This is a genomic window from Phormidesmis sp. 146-12 (assembly GCF_052939495.1).
Map to the genome: position 1 here is coordinate 18,480 of NZ_JBJPHS010000033.1, position 16,878 is coordinate 35,357.

15 protein-coding genes are annotated in these 16,878 nt (G+C 51.1%); 9 read left to right on the forward strand and 6 right to left on the reverse strand.

The window, feature by feature from the left end:
• Positions 1–34: 34 nt before the first annotated feature.
• The 3 genes from ACKFKF_RS15385 to ACKFKF_RS15395 all read right to left on the reverse strand — a co-directional run bounded on the left by ACKFKF_RS15385 (position 35) and on the right by ACKFKF_RS15395 (position 5,034).
• Positions 35–355, reverse strand: a complete 321-nt coding sequence (locus tag ACKFKF_RS15385; RefSeq protein ID WP_446868480.1) for a DUF6825 family protein — start codon at positions 353–355, stop codon at positions 35–37.
• A gap of 199 nt (positions 356–554) precedes the next feature.
• Entirely contained in the window at positions 555–2,153 is a 1,599-nt protein-coding gene (locus ACKFKF_RS15390) for a serine/threonine protein kinase (RefSeq protein ID WP_446868481.1), read from the reverse strand.
• A gap of 76 nt (positions 2,154–2,229) precedes the next feature.
• Positions 2,230–5,034, reverse strand: a complete 2,805-nt coding sequence (locus tag ACKFKF_RS15395; protein ID WP_446868482.1) for a CBS domain-containing protein — start codon at positions 5,032–5,034, stop codon at positions 2,230–2,232.
• A gap of 95 nt (positions 5,035–5,129) precedes the next feature.
• On the opposite strand from ACKFKF_RS15395, the gene psbZ reads away from it, so the two are divergent.
• The 8 genes from psbZ (at position 5,130) to ACKFKF_RS15435 (ending at position 12,511) form a co-directional block, all read left to right on the forward strand.
• Entirely contained in the window at positions 5,130–5,318 is a 189-nt protein-coding gene (gene psbZ / locus ACKFKF_RS15400) for a photosystem II reaction center protein PsbZ (protein ID WP_446860579.1), read from the forward strand.
• Between the two features lie 389 nt (positions 5,319–5,707).
• Positions 5,708–6,286, forward strand: a complete 579-nt coding sequence (gene ribH, locus ACKFKF_RS15405; RefSeq protein WP_446868483.1) for a 6,7-dimethyl-8-ribityllumazine synthase — start codon at positions 5,708–5,710, stop codon at positions 6,284–6,286.
• A 282-nt stretch (positions 6,287–6,568) separates the two neighbouring features.
• Complete coding sequence (locus ACKFKF_RS15410; RefSeq protein WP_446868484.1) at positions 6,569–7,585, forward strand: sulfate/molybdate ABC transporter ATP-binding protein; 1,017 nt, start codon at positions 6,569–6,571, stop codon at positions 7,583–7,585.
• A 138-nt stretch (positions 7,586–7,723) separates the two neighbouring features.
• Positions 7,724–8,449 (forward strand): 6-phosphogluconolactonase, encoded by a 726-nt coding sequence (gene pgl / locus ACKFKF_RS15415; RefSeq protein WP_446868485.1) that lies wholly within the window; start codon positions 7,724–7,726, stop codon positions 8,447–8,449.
• 94 nt (positions 8,450–8,543) lie between these two features.
• Positions 8,544–9,248: an FHA domain-containing protein gene (locus ACKFKF_RS15420; RefSeq protein ID WP_446860575.1), complete on the forward strand. Its 705-nt coding sequence runs from the start codon at positions 8,544–8,546 to the stop codon at positions 9,246–9,248.
• A 186-nt stretch (positions 9,249–9,434) separates the two neighbouring features.
• Positions 9,435–10,754: a protein kinase domain-containing protein gene (locus tag ACKFKF_RS15425; RefSeq protein ID WP_446868486.1), complete on the forward strand. Its 1,320-nt coding sequence runs from the start codon at positions 9,435–9,437 to the stop codon at positions 10,752–10,754.
• A gap of 53 nt (positions 10,755–10,807) precedes the next feature.
• Positions 10,808–11,587, forward strand: a complete 780-nt coding sequence (xth, locus tag ACKFKF_RS15430) for an exodeoxyribonuclease III (protein WP_446860573.1) — start codon at positions 10,808–10,810, stop codon at positions 11,585–11,587.
• Positions 11,588–11,641: 54 nt separating this feature from the next.
• A complete protein-coding gene (locus ACKFKF_RS15435) occupies positions 11,642–12,511 on the forward strand; it encodes an SDR family oxidoreductase (protein WP_446868487.1) in 870 nt (289 codons plus the stop codon).
• On the opposite strand, the gene ACKFKF_RS15440 is transcribed toward ACKFKF_RS15435, so the two are convergent.
• The gene (locus ACKFKF_RS15440) at positions 12,508–13,284 is read right to left on the reverse strand and encodes a TIGR00297 family protein (protein ID WP_446868488.1); all 777 of its coding nucleotides are present in this window, start codon (positions 13,282–13,284) and stop codon (positions 12,508–12,510) included. The genes ACKFKF_RS15435 and ACKFKF_RS15440 overlap by 4 nt on opposite strands.
• 61 nt (positions 13,285–13,345) lie before the next feature.
• On the opposite strand from ACKFKF_RS15440, the gene ACKFKF_RS15445 reads away from it, so the two are divergent.
• Positions 13,346–13,777 (forward strand): VOC family protein, encoded by a 432-nt coding sequence (locus ACKFKF_RS15445; RefSeq protein WP_446868489.1) that lies wholly within the window; start codon positions 13,346–13,348, stop codon positions 13,775–13,777.
• On the opposite strand, the gene ACKFKF_RS15450 is transcribed toward ACKFKF_RS15445, so the two are convergent.
• Together ACKFKF_RS15450 and ACKFKF_RS15455 are read right to left on the reverse strand one after the other, a co-directional pair.
• Positions 13,774–14,403 (reverse strand): esterase/lipase family protein, encoded by a 630-nt coding sequence (locus tag ACKFKF_RS15450; protein WP_446860569.1) that lies wholly within the window; start codon positions 14,401–14,403, stop codon positions 13,774–13,776. The genes ACKFKF_RS15445 and ACKFKF_RS15450 overlap by 4 nt on opposite strands.
• A gap of 444 nt (positions 14,404–14,847) precedes the next feature.
• Positions 14,848–16,593 (reverse strand): ShlB/FhaC/HecB family hemolysin secretion/activation protein, encoded by a 1,746-nt coding sequence (locus tag ACKFKF_RS15455; RefSeq protein WP_446868490.1) that lies wholly within the window; start codon positions 16,591–16,593, stop codon positions 14,848–14,850.
• Positions 16,594–16,878 lie beyond the last annotated feature (285 nt).

Sequence of the window (16,878 nt, forward strand, 5' to 3'; positions counted from 1 at the left end):
ATCGGCTATTGATGTAGAAATGTTGCTTAAATTGCTAAACAGAACGACTGCGATAGCGCTGTAACTCTGAGCGTAACTCAGCAATTTCGGCTCGAAGGTCGTCGATCGTCGCCTGCAAATCAGTGGGAGCATCGACTCGGACAATCGTAGAGGTCTGCGATCGCTGGGCCATTTCTGCTTCGCGGTTGGCTCGTTCGGTGACTTGATCGACAAAGGTTCGCAAGTTTTCTCGCTGTTCGGCATCAAATTTGCCCAATTCGCTTAGGGCATTTGTGACTCCCGCTTCAAGCTGTTCATAGGCGATTTCAGCGATCGCTCGACCGATAAAAAAGGCGTGAATCAAAGGACTACTCATGGGGTTTTTCATACGCACACTGCCCTGAATTATAGCTTGCTTGAACTCAGGAGTGGGGTAGCGAGAAACTGCTAATTGAGCTAATGCTAGTTTTCCAAATCCATGCGACCAAAGCCGCAAGAGATTGCTGACTCATCGAATTTGGCTACATTCCTCACACAAATTGAATGAAAGGAATGGGTTCCTGAATCTCAAGTTCTCATTCTTTAGGCGGGACGGGAGCAGTATCACGAGTGCTGCCTCCGATCGGTTGCTTGTTGACAGGGGGCGGCTCCGGCGCGGCGCTAGGAGGTTCGGGAGCGGGAGGTTCGGGGGCTTGAGAGTTGGGGGCAGGCGCAACGGGAGCGAGGGGTGCAGGAACCGGATCAGGCTTGACGATCGGGGGAGCTACCTCAACAGGGTCTTTGGCGCGAGGGGTGGCAGGACGAGGCTCAACAGGTTTGGGCGGAGCGGGTTCGAGGTAGGTATCAGCAGGAGGCGCGTTTTTATAGTCTGAGCCGCTAGGAATCGAAGTTTCTGATGGACGTGCATTGACGGCGTTGCGGGTGGAGGCTCCGGTGACAGGCTTCTCGACTGGAATCTCTGACAAGTCTTCTGCGTTTGGCGTGCCTTTCCAGTTCTTTGACGGAAAAGACTGTTCGGGGTGAAAGAGGCTGGCACCGGGGGCTTGGGCGGCACTAAAGCGTAAAACTAGCCCAAAACATACGCCGATCGCAGCCGCCGCTACACTGGTGAGTCCAAGAATCTTGGGCAGGCGGGGGGGTAAGACAGCGGGAACCGGGGCGAGTTTTTTGGCGGCAGACACAGCGGTTGCATTCACGGTAGAAGGGGGCTGTGTGATGGCGGCGGGCACGATCGGCAAAGCGGCTCCCTTACCGTTGTCGGTGGATGGCTTTGGCGGGACTGGCGAAATCGCAACTTGAGCAATCGGGACGGCAGCATTGGCTGAGTGTCCGTTACTAAAAACGGGAGGCGGCGGTGGGGCGGCAGCAGTTGGTGGGGCGACCAGCGGCAATGATTCTCTCGGTAGGAGGCGCAGCCAGTCAGCGATCGTCTGAGGGCGCACATTTTTGTCGTTAGAAAGACCCCGCAAAATCGCTTGCTTGATAGCAGGATTCCAGAGTTGTCCGTCAAATTGCAGGGGCTGACTGGGCGGACGGGCGGTTAGTAAGTAATAAAAGAGGGCGACGAGGGCGTAGAGGTCGATCGCAAATCGATTGTCACCGAGCCAAGAGGCATCAGGCGGGGCGAATGAGTTAAGGTCGGCGGCGGAGTTTTGTGAGGGGGTCACAGAGGTTGCTAGGTCGTGAGCAATCCCAAATCCAACCAAAACGGCGAGATTAGTTCCTTGTCGGCGAATTACTGTTTGAGGCTTGAGGTTGCGGTGAATCAGTCCGTTGTGGTGAGCGACTGCCAGAGCCGCCCCGATTTGCCGAATAAAATAGACGGCTTGAGCTTCGGTGAGTGCGCCTTTGACCTGGATGATTTCGGCCAGGGTTCTTCCGGGCACCTGATCCATGACGATAAAGGGCAGATTTTCTTCTTGAAAAAAGTCGAGAACCCGGACGATGCTAGGGTGCTGACTTCTCGCTAAAAGGCGGGTTTCTTCGACAAAGCGCTGGTGCAGGTGAGGAAAGCTACGGGTAATTTGCAGGCTGGGGTCGATCGTCTTGACAACTACTGTTTGACTTAAATAGGTCTGGGTGGCTAGATAAGTGATGCCAAAATCTTGATTGCCCAACGCCTGATTGAGCAGATATTTTCCGCCCTGGAGAGTGATTCCCGCTTTAAGTTCCATCGCTGTCTCTCTGCACAGTTCAAACCATGCTACCCCTTTCGGGCAGATTTACCTAGAATCAGGAACTAGGAATTTTTCAGCAATTTGGCAGAGGATGGTGTTGGGCTAGATACGCTTCTGTCTGAGAGCGATCTCTTTGAGTTACCCGCAAGGGGTCGCTTTGAGTTACCCGCAAGGGGTCGCTTTGAGTTACCCGCAAGGGGTCGCTCAATTCTCCATCCAGCGTAGCCGCCCACAAATCGTCCAAAATTTGCTTAAACTGAGGGCCAGGTTTGTATCCCAACCGTTGCAAATCCTTCCCGTCGATCGCGGGTTTCACCGTTGACCAGACCGTGACGTAGCGCCAAATTTGTCTGCGAATCGGTTCCTTCGGAGTTGCGCCTTGCGCTAATCGCGCACTCTTGACCGCCACTAAAACGAGCATCGGCAGATCATAAGGTTTGAGCAGTCGAGCGATTTGACTGGGACGATGACAGTGAGGCAGATTCTCGTCTAGGTGATGTTGAACTGTCTCTAACTGGGAGAGGCGATCGCGGCTATCACTCGCAAGTTGCAGATTTTGGGCGACCGGAAGGCGATCGGCGGGATCAAGCTGCGCGATCAAAACTTCTAGCCGCAGTTGCCAGGGAGTCAGGGTTTGCAAACGATCGCAGGCAATTAGCTTTTCTACAAATCGCAGTTGCCAACTCACGGCTTGATCGAATTTCAGATTGGGATGAATGCAGCGCAAGGCTTGCAGGTCGTCTAGCTTCTCTAGGGCTGCCTTCCAGTAAGGGGCTTGCAGACTGTATTTGAGTTCTGATTTGAGGCGAGTTTGCAAAGCGGGCGCGTTGACCCGTCCGGCAACTTTTTGAATCTGTTCGTAAATGCCACTGGCGATCGCGTGACGAATGTAGCCTTCGGTCTGTGGCTCGATCTCAAACCCCAACCGCACCGCAAACCGGACTGCCCGATAAATGCGCGTCGGATCTTCGATAAAGCTGTTGGTGTGGAGGACACGAATCTGTTTTGTTTGCAAATCGAGAACGCCGCCAAAAAAATCCAACAGATCGCCAGAGCGCGGATTCGTCAATCTCAAGGCCAGCGCATTAATGGTGAAATCTCGACGATACAAATCCTGCCGAATCGAACTCGCCTCTACTTCTGGATTAGCCGCCGGGTAGGGATAAAACTCCGTCCGAGCCGTGGCGATGTCAATCCACAGTGAATCAAAACCAGGATCTTTGTGCCACAGCAGCGCTGCTGTTTGAAACTTGCCATGCACCTCCAGACGAGCGTTGGGATAAAGCGTTTGCAACGATCGCGCTAATTCCACACCTGCGCCCACGTCGGTTGATCGATGGTAGCCATCCACCACCAGATCAATGTCCGTAATCATCACATCCGAATCGGCTAACAACAGATCGCGCACCGCACCCCCCACTAGATAAAGGTGCCAGCCTCGCAGTTCGGCTTGTTGGGCGGCGATCGTCAAGATTCTCCGGAGATTTTCAGGAAGTCGATCGAGGGTTGGAGGGTTAACTTTTGAGATTTGAGTGAACGGCTCCTTGGTGCTGCTCTGCTCCCCGGTTTCTTGTTGATGAATCTGTCTCAGCACATCCGTTCGCGTCACAATGCCCACTAGTTGACCTTCGTCCAAAACGGGAAGCCTCCCGATGTCATAGGTGACCATCAGAGATTCGATTTCGGGGAGGCGTGTGTCGGGCGCGATCGTCTTCAAATTCGTCGCCATATAGCCCTTAACTGGAGCGTGACTAAACCCGTGATGTAAGGCAATGTCCAGATCGCGACGCGACACAATGCCGACAAGCCGATCTTGAGAATCCACCACCGACAAGCCAGAATGCCCATAGCGCAGCAAAATTCTTTGAGCTTCGGCGATCGTCGTCTCAGGGCGAATTGTGCGAACCGGAGCCGACATCAACTCACGGGCGATCGGCGGCTGGGGAATCTGAGCGCTCAAGGCAGTAACCAACTGTGCCAAAAGGTCTGGATCGCCGTCTCGCACCGTGACCGCTGCCGCTTGAGAATGTCCGCCGCCCCCCCAAGGTTTGAATAGCGCATTGAGATGGGTGCCTGGGATGCGCGATCGCCCAATCACGGTCAAAACATTAGCCTCCGACTGATTTGCCCCGCGACAGTATTGGTGGGCCAACAGCAGCGCATCACTTTCAGTCATGTCAATCAATCGAGACGCAAGGCTAGACAGTCCTGGCACATAGTCCTCTGTTTTTAACAGCACCCATGAGACGGTGTAGCCCTCCATGACTTCTGACTGCAAGGTGTCTAAAGCTTGACTGAGCAGCGTTTGCAGAGTGGGAGAAAGTCCAGGATCGACGTAATGGGCGATCGTTCGCAAATTTGCCCCCTGCGTCATCAACCACGCCAACGCCGTCGCATCTCGTGCAGTCGTCTGCTCAAACGTCAGCGATCCCGTATCGACGTGAATACCCAGCGCCATGACGGTGGCTTCTACAGCGTTGAGTGAAACTTGCGCTGACCGGAGTTTTTCTACAATTAACGTCGTCGTCGCCCCAACCGATTCCGCACAAAGCTGATGAGTGGGAATGTCACAATCTGCTGCTGAGTGATGGTCATAGATTGCGATCGTCAGGTTGGGCAGATCAAACCATTCCGCCATTTTGCCGAAGCGATCGCGCCGTTGAGCATCCACCAAAGAGAGCGCATGAATGGTATCGGAAGCAATCGATCGCCGCTCAATCAAAGCAAACTCATCGCGATGCAGCGCCAAAAAATCTCGCACCGTCGGATGGGCACCCCCCGCCAAAACGATCCGCGATCCCGGTAAGAGACGAGTCAGCCCTACGGCCGCCCCCAGCGTGTCAAAATCTGCCGTCGTATGGCATAGAATCAGGTGCATTTTTCTGATAGGTTACTTTCATGGGCTGGTGATAAGTGCAGTCTATCTGCCGCCAAAGCTGGGTTTATTTATTTGCTGAGTTTGGGAGAAAAAAGATGTCAATTTTGTTTCAGATTGCCTTAGCTGCTCTCGTTATCTTCTCATTTGTCATGGTGGTCGCAGTGCCCGTTGCCTACGCTTCTCCTCGCAATTGGGATCAGTCAAAGCGGTTATTGCTTTTGGGGTCGGGACTTTGGATTATTTTGGTTTTTGCCGTAGGCGCACTCAATTTCCTGGTTGCTTAAATTTCAAGTCACCTCTCAAAATGTGCTGAATGATGAACACAGGCGTTGCAATTCAAACGCTATCTTTTGTTGCAAAACAAGTTAAGACCTGATTCGTCATTCAGCCACCCCAAAGTTATCTTCCTTAAGTTGATTATGAACGTTTAGAGTTGCGAATTGTTTTCTCTGATACCCAGAAAACCCATCTCAACTATAAAACCTACATAAATTCACTAAATTAGCTCTGTTCAAAAGTTGACGATGCCGCTAGATTAAGTGGATATCCGGAAGAACTCATCTTTTGGATGAAATGCGGTTCATAAAGAATAGATTCAAAGATGCTTTTAAAAGCGTTTTTGAGACTCATTCTGAGATCGTAGCTGTGAATCATTGATACTTAGATTGAAACAATGACATTATTTGAAGGATCGTTTGCTCATTCTGATAGTTTCCGATTTGCGATCGTGATCGGCCGATTTAACGACATGATCACCAACAAACTTTTAGAAGGCTGTCAAGACTGCCTCAAGCGTCACGGCGTAAACGTCGATCTTGACTCTCAAGGAACTCAGGTCGATTATGCCTGGGTGCCCGGTTGTTTTGAGTTGCCCCTTGTCGCCCGACAGTTGGCGCTCTCTGGTCGCTACGATGCCATCATCTGTCTAGGAGCCGTGATTCGCGGTCAGACGCCTCACTTTGACTACGTATCCTCCGAAGTCTCTAAAGGGATTGCGGCAGTTGGGTTTCAGACCGGAGTCCCTGTAATTTTTGGGGTGATCACTGCTGACACCATGCAGCAGGCCTTAGAGCGGGCAGGTATCAAGAGCAATCACGGCTGGGGCTATGGGATGAATGCCCTAGAGATGGCCAGTCTGATGCGACAAATCAAAGGCAGCACATCACACTTTACTAATGGAGCGCTTTCTCCAGCGGCTCACCATACGCTTTCTGCCTCAATGCACAGTGCCGTTGCCGAAGCGTCGGAGTAGAGTAACTCCTAAAGCTTTATCCTGACTCAGTGTTGCCCCCACTGGGTTTGTAGAGAGGTTAATCGCCTCTAGCGATCGTGGTTACGACCCTGGGATTAAATTCCAGGTTTCAAATTGTCTTGAAAATTTGCTACCAGTTTTGTGCTATAAATCTACAGTAATCTCATCTAAAAACCGGAGATTAAAGGTTGATGAGAAGCTCAAAGTTCTTGGACTCTCTCCGTAAGTCCTGAATGCGATTAACTTTCCTCATCCCTCACCGTTCTTAAGAGGTTTCTTGTCGTGGGCATTGTAGTCGAAGACGTATCTAAACAGTTTGGCAGCTTTCAGGCACTCGATCGCGTCAATCTAGAAATCAAAAGTGGCTCTCTGGTCGCGCTGCTGGGCCCGTCTGGATCAGGAAAATCGACGTTGTTGAGGCTGATTGCAGGGCTAGAAAACGCCGATGTGGGCAAGATCTGGCTGACGGGAGAAGATGCCACCGATCGCAGCGTACAAGATCGCAACATCGGATTTGTCTTTCAGCACTATGCCTTGTTCAAACATTTGACGGTGCGGCAAAATATTGCCTTTGGAATGGAGATTCGCAAAACTGAGAAAGGGAAGGTCAAAAAGCGCGTCGAAGAACTGCTGGATCTGGTGCAACTGGGCGGACTGGGCGATCGCTATCCGTCTCAACTTTCAGGAGGGCAGCGCCAACGGGTGGCCCTCGCTCGTGCTCTGGCGGTTGAGCCTAAAGTATTGCTGCTAGATGAGCCGTTTGGGGCGTTGGATGCCAAAGTCCGCAAAGATTTGAGAGCGTGGCTGCGTCGTCTGCATGATGAAGTCCATGTCACGACCGTTTTCGTGACTCACGATCAGGAAGAAGCGATGGAAGTCGCCGATGAAATTGTCGTGATGAACAAGGGCAAAATCGAGCAAATTGGCACGCCCGCCCAAATCTACGACCATCCGGCAACCGCCTTTGTGATGAGCTTTATTGGCCCGGTGAATGTGTTGCCCAGTTCGTCTCATCTGTTTCAAAACAATGGCTTTGACTCAGCCAATCCTGAGATGTTTTTGCGGCCGCACGATATTTTGGTAGAGACCTCGCCCAATGGCAGCACTGTCGCTGCTAGAGTGACTCGCCTGATTCATCTAGGTTGGGAAATTCAAGCAGAACTGACCCTCGACGACGGACAGGTGATGACCGCCCATCTGACCCGCGATCGCTTCGATGAATTGAAGCTAGAACCGGATCAGCATGTCTATATCAAGCCCAAAGATGCCAAATCTTTTCCGCTCTACTATTCGATCTGATACTATTTATCGATCTGTGTTGTTCAAAGCTTCCAGAATCCTGCCTCAAATGTGACTCAGATGTGAAACTATTCCGGAGAGCAAGGCACGATCGCGCGATCTTCCTTTATCCTTGCGGTGTGGTTTTCAGGAAACGGTATGGATAAATATGTGGAAGTTTTGCCCGATCTAACGGCGCTGGTAGAGCGATCGCGGCAAATCGTCGTTCAGAAACTACAAGCGGCGATCGCTGAACGGGGAATGGCGACGATCGCGCTGGCAGGTGGCGGTACTCCCAAACCCTTGTACGAAAAGCTAGCGAGTGAATCGTTACCGTGGGATAAAGTGCATATTTTTTGGGGCGATGAGCGCTACGTTTCTCCAGATCACCCAGACAGTAACCAGCGAATGGCCCGATTAGCCTGGTTAGATAAAGTAGACATCCCATCAAAAAACATTCATCCGATGCCGACTGATGAAGCCGATCCGGCGATCGCGGCTCAAAAACACGCAGCCGAACTGCAAGAATTTTTTCAGACTCAATCGGGTGAATTTCCATCCCTGGATGTGATCTTGCTAGGAATCGGTGATGATGCTCATACGGCTTCGCTGTTTCCTCACACAGACGCATTGCAGGTGTGCGATCGCCTAATCACTGTAGGCAACAAAGACGGTCAGCCGCGTATCACCTTTACCATTCCTCTAATCAATCAAGCGCGTACTGTTCTTTTTATGGTGACCGGAGCTAACAAACAGTCTGCGCTGGCTCAGATTTTTGCGCCCGTTGCGGATGGAAACACCTATCCTGCCCGGTTTATTCAAGCCCAAGCGGAATTGTGGTGGCTCCTCGATCGACCCGCCGGAGAGAACCTAGCAGAGACCTGAATTCTAAGACGTGAATTCTAAATAGAAGGTGACGCAAACTCCTTCCTCTGACCAGTCTTCCTCTATCATTAACTTTGGTGAATGGGGAACCTGCATGATCGTTTGTCCAAATTGTAATCATCAAAATCCGGAGGGTGCCGTTCAGTGTGAGGCTTGCTATACGCCCCTTCCGGCAACGATGCAATGTCCAAACTGTGGCGCGACCGTCCAGGCAGATGCTAGCTTTTGTGGTCAGTGCGGCTTTAATTTGAGGACAGCCACCATGAGTCAGAGCCATCCGGAAACGCCCGACCCGATCGTGAATCTACCCCCGGATTCGATCGACCTCGATCCCCTGGTTCCCCCCGACCCTTTAGTCGTTTCTCCTGAAATGTCACCCAATCCTTCCCCCGTCGCCTCTGAGCCTGAAGAAGCAGTTATGGCTCCGATTCCTGTCACGCCCGTTGCCTCCAGTGCCACTCAGCTACAGCAACAAAGCGCCAAATTGCTTCACATTCAAACCGATGTGGTGATCGAGTTACCGCCTGGTCTACCTGTCGTGCATTTGGGCAAACCCAACGATCGCATTCCGCCCGATGTAGATGTGTCTGGCTTTCCTGACTCAGAAATTGTCTCGCGGATTCATGCAGACATTCGCATGGAGGGCGATGCTTATTTTATCGAAGACGTGGGAAGCTCAAACGGCACCTATATCAACAATGCGCCATTACCTTTGGGCAATCGTCATCGACTGCGGGCAGGCGATCGCATCTCTCTGGGTAAAGGAGACAAGGTTTCGTTCTTGTTTCAGTTATCCTAAAGTCTGCGTTTGTCTCGTTTACCCACGGTATCTTTAGTAACTTCGGCAATCTGATTGGATAATTCTGGGCTAATTTAGATGGATGACTGTTTTCTTTTTAGATTTTTTCATTCATCACAACTTTAGAATCAAAAGCCTCTCAGGTTGCCCTTTGGTTTGTCTGCCTCTTCATGCTCTCCAGCGAACGTGATTACTCTGACCCTGCTGCACCCCGTCCAGTTAACGCCCGTTCAATGTTGGACTTTTGAGGATGAATCTGTCATTCGCATTGGTCGATCGACGGATAATCACGTTGTCCTCTACAGTGCGGTGGTTTCTCGGTATCACGTAGAAATCCAGTGTGACAGTGCGGTTTGGGCTGTCTTGAGTCTGGGTGCTAATGGTACGTATGTCGATGGCAAACGCATTGAGCAGGTGCCAATTAAGAATGGGATGATTATTCGTCTGGCGCGATCGGGCCCCAATATTCAGATTCATGTCGGCGTGTCTGCTCGTGCTGAAGCGAAAAAGATCACGGGAGAACGGACGCTTTCTCAGCGACTCAAGCCTGATTTAGAAGAACACTCGCCCGAAAGAGAGTCTACTCAACCGTTGAATTCGGCCGCAGTTGGGGCACAACTTCCCGATCGTAAGACCGCAATGGAGCCACCTCAGCTAAATGTGGTCTGTGCCCACACTCGCAAAACGCCCGATCTGAGATTCTGTATTGATTGTGGTGCGCCGCTCAGAATTCAGCAGGTGATTGGCGAGTATCAGGTGGTCAAACTGCTGGGACAGGGCGGCATGGGCAGCACTTATCTGGTCTGGCGAGATGGTAAGCATCTGGTTCTCAAAACGCTGAACGATCGCTGGCTGGGTGAGCGTAAGGCGGTGGAGCTATTTGAGCGTGAATCCTTTGTTCTCAGGCAGCTAAAGCATCCGGGAATTCCTGAGTGGCGAGACTTTTTTATCAAAGCGGGACAGCCGTATTTGGTGATGGAGATGATCTATGGTCGATCGCTGCATCAGCAGGTGACAAAGTGGGGTGCGGTGCCCCAAAAACAAGCGATCGCTTGGGTGCTAGAAATCTGCAACATTCTGGAATATTTGCATGGACGGTCAGTTTTGCATCGTGACATTAAGCCAGAGAATTTGATTCGGCGATCGGTGCCTACGGCTTTTCATGAGGTGACGCTGATTGATTTTGGGGCGGTGCGGCTGTTGGGTTTGCAGTCGGGGACGCGGATCGGTTCTCTGGGCTATACGGCTCCTGAGCAACAAAAGGGCATTGCCACACCTGCGTCTGATTTGTATTCATTAGGGACAACGCTGGCGTTTTTATTATCAGGACAAGAGCCAGAGGCGTTTTATCGCTATCGAGAGCAGGGTCATCGATTTTATCCAGAATATGTGCCGGGTCTGACGACGGAGATTGCTCAGGTGATCCGCAAATTGACGAACCCAGAGGCAAGCGATCGCTATCAGTCGGCTCAAGAAGTGGTAGAAGCGCTTCGAGAGATCGGATGAGAATGCTGGGCGAAACGAGTTAAAATCGTCTGCCTGGACATTTTTATATTTTCATGAAAATTGCAACCTGGAATGTGAACTCGGTTCGGACGCGCCTGGAGCAGGTGACGCATTGGCTTCAAGAGAATCCGGTTGACGTGCTGTGTCTTCAAGAGACGAAGGTCGTGGATGAGCTATTTCCGCGATCGTCCTTCACGGATCTGGGCTATGAAACTTATATTTATGGTCAAAAAAGCTACAACGGGGTGGCGCTGGTCAGCCGATCGCCACTGTCAGATGTGAGGATGGGCTTTGGGGCCGTTTTGCCAGATGTGGGTGATTTGGATGAGCAAAAGCGGGTGATCATGGGCGTTGTAGACGGCGTTCGAGTAGTGAATTTGTATGTGCCCAATGGGTCGGCGATCGACAGTGACAAATACGTTTACAAACTTCACTGGTTAAAAGTTCTGCGCGAATACTTGCAGGTATTACTACAACAGTCCAGCAGTCTATTGGTGTGTGGAGATTTCAATATTGCGCTAGAAGATATCGACATTCACGACCCCAAAAACCGTCAGAAACAAGTGATGGCAACCGATGCAGAACGGGATGCCCTGCGGAATGTTTTGTCCTTGGGACTGTCGGATGCGTTTCGCAAATTTACTTCAGAAGGCGGCAACTTTAGCTGGTGGGACTATCGGACGGGTGCCTTTCGGCGCAATGCAGGCTGGCGAATTGATCACCACTACCTGACCCCGGATTTGTATGAACGATCGACGAGCTGCACGATCGACACCACCCCTCGCAACCTCACCCAACCCAGCGATCACACGCCTGTCATCGTCGAACTTTAAGTTGAACTTTAGACCATTAACCGCTACCAATAAGAAGTCACAACAGGCAATGATATGTTTTTAGTCACGGGCGCAACAGGTGGATTGGGTCGTCGAATTGTGCGATCGCTGCGAGAGCAAGATTTGGCGGTCAGAGCGTTTGTACGCTTGATGTCAAACTATGCCGAACTGGAAAATCGTGGGGCAGACGTTTTTATTGGTGACTTGTCCAGAGATCGCGATATTCAAAAAGCCGTTCAAAATGTGCAGTATGTGATCAGCGCCCACGGGGGAGAAAGTGAATCGATTAACTATCGCGCCAATATTGAACTAATCGATCGCTCCCTCGAATCAGGCGTTGAGCATTTTGTGTTCATTTCTGTGTTGGGAGTCGATCGTGGCTATGAGGATGCGCCTGTGTTCAAAGCCAAGCGAGAAGTTGAGAAGTACTTACAAAACAGTGGGTTGAATTATACGATTCTGCGACCTGCGGGGTTTTCGTCCAATTTGCTGCCTCTCGCTGAACAGTTTCGCCGCACGGGAACCTATCTGCTGATTGGAGATCCTCAAAGTCGCACGTCGATCGTGAGTACCGATGATTTGGCAAAAATTGCGATCGCCTCCGTCTCAGTCGAGGGTGCCAAAAATCAGATCTTGCCCGTGGGCGGCCCAGAAGTTTTGCAGCGTCAGGATGTTCCTCAGATCTTTGGGCGAGTCTTTGACCGTGAACCCATTCTGATCAATCCGCCCCTGCTTGCCTTTGATGGCATTCGCAATGTAGTTGGGCTGTTCAATCCAAAAGTCCGGGAATCTTTGGGGACGTTGAGAGCGCTGCTGGCAAATGAGTATTTTTGTACGCCTGCGGAAGTTGAACGGATCGAATCACTGTTTGATTTGAAGTTGGAGACGTTAGAAAGTTTTTTACGACGCTATGTGAGTAATTAAACGCCGGTCGCCATTCCCAGTAGTATTGCGACGATCGCTCCAATTAGTGTATTCAAAACGTTCACAAATTCATTCGTCAGCCAGTCAAACTTCGACTGCAATGTAGCTCCGATTACGCTTTCTAGATTGGTTGCAATAAAAGCGGCAATAATACAAAATCCGACTCCGATCGGGGAAATCATGCCCACAGCCCAGGCGAGGAAAGCGATGGCGACGGATGCGACAATTCCTGCAAGTGTCCCTTCTAAACTGACGGCTCCTTCTGTCCCTCGTGGCACAGGTTGTAGCGTTGTGATCAAAAAAGTGCGCTGTCCATACGCTTTCCCGATTTCGCTGGCGCAAGTGTCAGAAAGTTTTGTACAAAAGCTGGCCACATAGCCCAACAGCAAGACGGGAATGAATTGAGGCTGTTGTGCAAGTTGTAATCCCAAAACGCCCAACGCGCACAAGGTTGCTGTCAAAGCCGACCCCCAAACGTTTTCAGGGCCGCGGGCACCCGATCGCTTTTCTGCAATTCCCATCGCCTCTTTTTGCGCCTTGCCGACAAAGGTAATGCCCGACCCGACTAAGAAGTAAAACCCAACGATCGCATACCCCTGCCAGCCCAAAATGCCCCAGACAATCACACCCAATATCCAGGCATGAATCACACCCGCTAAAGTCAAAAGTTTCTTAGGAGCAAACCAAACGATCGTCAGCAAGACCGTATTAATCGCAACGGCGATCACCCAGGGAGTGAGGACTGAGGAGTGAAGAGTGAGGAGTGAGGGCATCGGTGATTAGAAAATTCGCGATAATTTATTGTGACACCCCTCAACTTGGAATTCACCTCTCATGACTTCTCCTGTTTTATTTCACTTAGCCTTCCCAGTGAGCGATATTGGTCAGACTAAGGAATTTTATGTGGATGGATTGGGCTGTGGGTTGGGGCGAGAAAGCGCTCAGGCTGTGATTCTCAATCTCTATGGACATCAGCTTGTCGCCCACTTGACTGAGGAACCGTTGACCACTCAAAAGGGCATTTATCCGCGTCACTTTGGGCTGGTGTTTACAGCGCGATCGGACTGGCAAACTCTTCTAGAACGAGTCCAGCAAAAGCAGCTTGCGCTCTACCAACAACCCAAAGAACGCTTTGCCGGAACGCCCCTCGAACATTGCACCTTTTTTCTCTCAGACCCCTTTTCAAATCTGATGGAGTTTAAGCACTACGCTCACAGTTCTGCTGTTTTTGGCGATCGTCAACTGGCGCAAATTGGCGATCGCTAACGGACATCGGTTGTCACCTTCTCCCCGCGCACGGGTTCTTTGAGCGCATTGACCACCGCTTCTAAGCCTTTTGAGTCGGTCACCATCCAGGCATGAAGCGGCACATTCACCTGAATCGCCTTTCCGACGGGAAGTTGAGAACTGCTGGCTGGCACGATCATTAAATCCATCGGTGTCCAAACAGAGGTGAAATTTAGCCGATCCAACATCTGCACATCTCGATTTAAGTCATTGAGAAATGAACTGTCAGGACGCATCTGCACACAGCCTGGACGCTGAGAGAGATAGGCGACGATCGTGCCCTTGTGGGGAGAGGAGATCGTAACAAACCGCTGAACGCGATCGAGTCCTCCCAATCGCTGCACATAATATCGGCTAACCACACCCCCCATGCTAAAGCCCACCAGATCAAAGGACTGACCTTTGGGCAAAGTCGTCTCGACAAATTCGGCAAGCTGTTGGGCTAGATAATCGAGGGGGCGATCGCCATTCGACGGAATCAAATCCAAGCTATAGACATTCCAGCCGTGGGTCGCCAGATACTTGGTCATGGTTCTAAAAATCGCCGTCGTGTCGGTCAATCCATGCACTAGCACAACGGGATTGCGAGAGTCTACGGTAGTCATTCTTGAGAAAGGTGATTTTGGGTAAGCAGTTCATCATCAGATCACTAGCTTAGTAGAATCCCTCGATCGTTGCGGTTAGGTCGAGGACAGCGTTTGAAATGGCATGATGCGAGAGCTAACCTATCAGGCAACTAACCCCAAACGCGATTGCATAATCCTTCTCAAGGGGTTTCAAAAGTCAGAGCGAGAATCATCGAAGGCGCGATCGTCACGGTGATCATTGCCTTTTGCGCTGACCGTTCTGTTTCTATTCAAGACACACAACAGCTAGACATGAACGCTCCTAACACTTTCTGGCTTTCTTTAAGGCGTTGCTGATTGGAGGGATATCTGTGGGAAGTGTCCATCTTTTCGCCCCCTAAATCCCCCAAAATTGGGGGACTTTGAACCTTGGGTTTCCCGCCGCTTTGGGGCAATTCATCCCCTGATTCAGCAACGCCTTCTTTAAAATAGTCTGTAGCTGACGGAGAAATACACACCATCTTCTTGTAGAGTGCGTTTTTCTCCAGAAATTGACAGCAGTGGAATCCCCCAATCAAGCCTTGCGGTGAAGCGATCGCCCGCCTGTAACCGTAAGCCTAACCCCGCCGATGCTAAAGTACGGTCTTCTGGATTGGGTCTGCCCGATCGATTCCAACCTGTCCCAAAATCGACAAAGGGCGTGAGTTGTAGCAGTAGATTTGATCTGGGCGCTCTAAAAATGGGGACGCGCACTTCTGCTGAGGCAAACAACCCGTTATCGGTCAGCAACGCATCTTGACGATAGCCCCGCACACTGTCTTGTCCACCCAGCCCAAACTGCTCAAACGGTAAGAGCGTTCGATCCGCCAGTTGCAGATCCGATCGCACCAATAGCAGCGTATCGGGAGCCAACAATCTCACCCATTGCGCCTGACCTCGCCACGCCAAAAATCGACTATCGGGAGCCGTCTCGTTAATTGTAGAACCTAGCGCATTCAAGCCCAAACTAAACTGCGATCGAACTGCAAACACCGATCGACTACTGCGCTGCGTCCATTCTTGAAAGAATCTCAGGGCGGTGAGTTTGGTTTCTCCCTCGTCGTCTGCACCCAAAGCGGGGAAAGGAATTTCACCATCCAAAAGGGTTGCTTTACTTTCTCGTCGCGTCGCCGTTAAGCCGATCGCCAATTCCTGAGTCGGTTTCTGAATAATTGGCTGACGATAGGTTAATTCGTAGTAGCGAGAAGCCGATTCGATATCCAAAATGTCAAACGGACGCTCAATCACCTTGCTCGACGAAATGCCAAAGTCAAAGCTGAGAGTGCCATTGCGCGGATTGATCGGCAATGTATAGCTAATGTCTCCCGAATTGCTGCCATTGGTATTGGTGTAAGCCACACTCAAGCCATCTCCCAGACCGAGTAGATTAGCTTCACTGAGTCGAATCTGACGGCGATTGGTGCCCACACTGGGCGATCGAGAGTTATCCAACGTTACTTGAGCCGCAAAGGTCTTGGCTTCGGTCACTTTGACTTCGAGCAAACTTTGTCCGGGTGTGGTTCCGGCTGAGAGTTCTGCTGACAGATTTTGAATCAGTGGATTGAGCTGTAATAGCTGCAACGCTTCGAGGAGTTTGGCGCGATTAAGGGGTTTGCGAGTCGCGATCGCAACTCGGCTTCTCACGTAATTAGGAGCCAATCGCCCCGATCCGGTTACTTTGATGTCTTCTAGTCCGCCCTCGACGACGCGAATCTCAACCACTCCTGCCTCAAGCTTTTGCGGAGGAATAAATGCGCCTGATGTGATGTAACCACGATCGACATAAAACTTGGTCACCGCATCCCGCACTTGAAACAACTCCGCCAGCGAAATGGGTCGCTTGGTAAACGGCTCTGTCACTTTGGCAAAGTCTGCCGCCTCAAACACGGTGCTGCCCGTGACTTTAAACTCCTGCACCGTAATGGATTGGGGCGTGTCCTCAGAAGGTGTTTCTCCGGGCGTGGGAGCGGTGGGCGCAAGCAACTCGGCGGGAGGTGGCAGACGGGGAGGCGCTTCGGGGAGAGGCTGAGGTTGGGTTGAGGGCGGCTGTGGCTCACGAGGAAGGGGATTGTCCGCAGGCGGCAGTTGAGCACTGATCACCTGAGTCGTTGAAAATTGCAGGCTCAAACTCGCGACCAAAACAGAGAAACCGAGAGAAACCGGGTAGCGACGGACAAAGTTGGGGGACATGGCAGGAGAAAGAGTGACCAAAGTGAATGAACCGTCGCCTTCGCTCCCTTAGTTAGCTATCAGAATGATGTAATTTCCATCAGTAATTCAGGGTGAGAATTCAACACTGGGATTGAAAGTAGGGTCTAGGTTCGAGTCAATGCTTCCCTGAGAGAGATTACTTCTAACGTGGCTCTAGAGCGGACATTGCTCCACTGATGATTATATTTGATTAGATCAGAAGGCGATGTGCAACTAATTTGCCCTCATCCCAACCCTTCTCCCCAAGGAGAAAGGCTTCCGGAT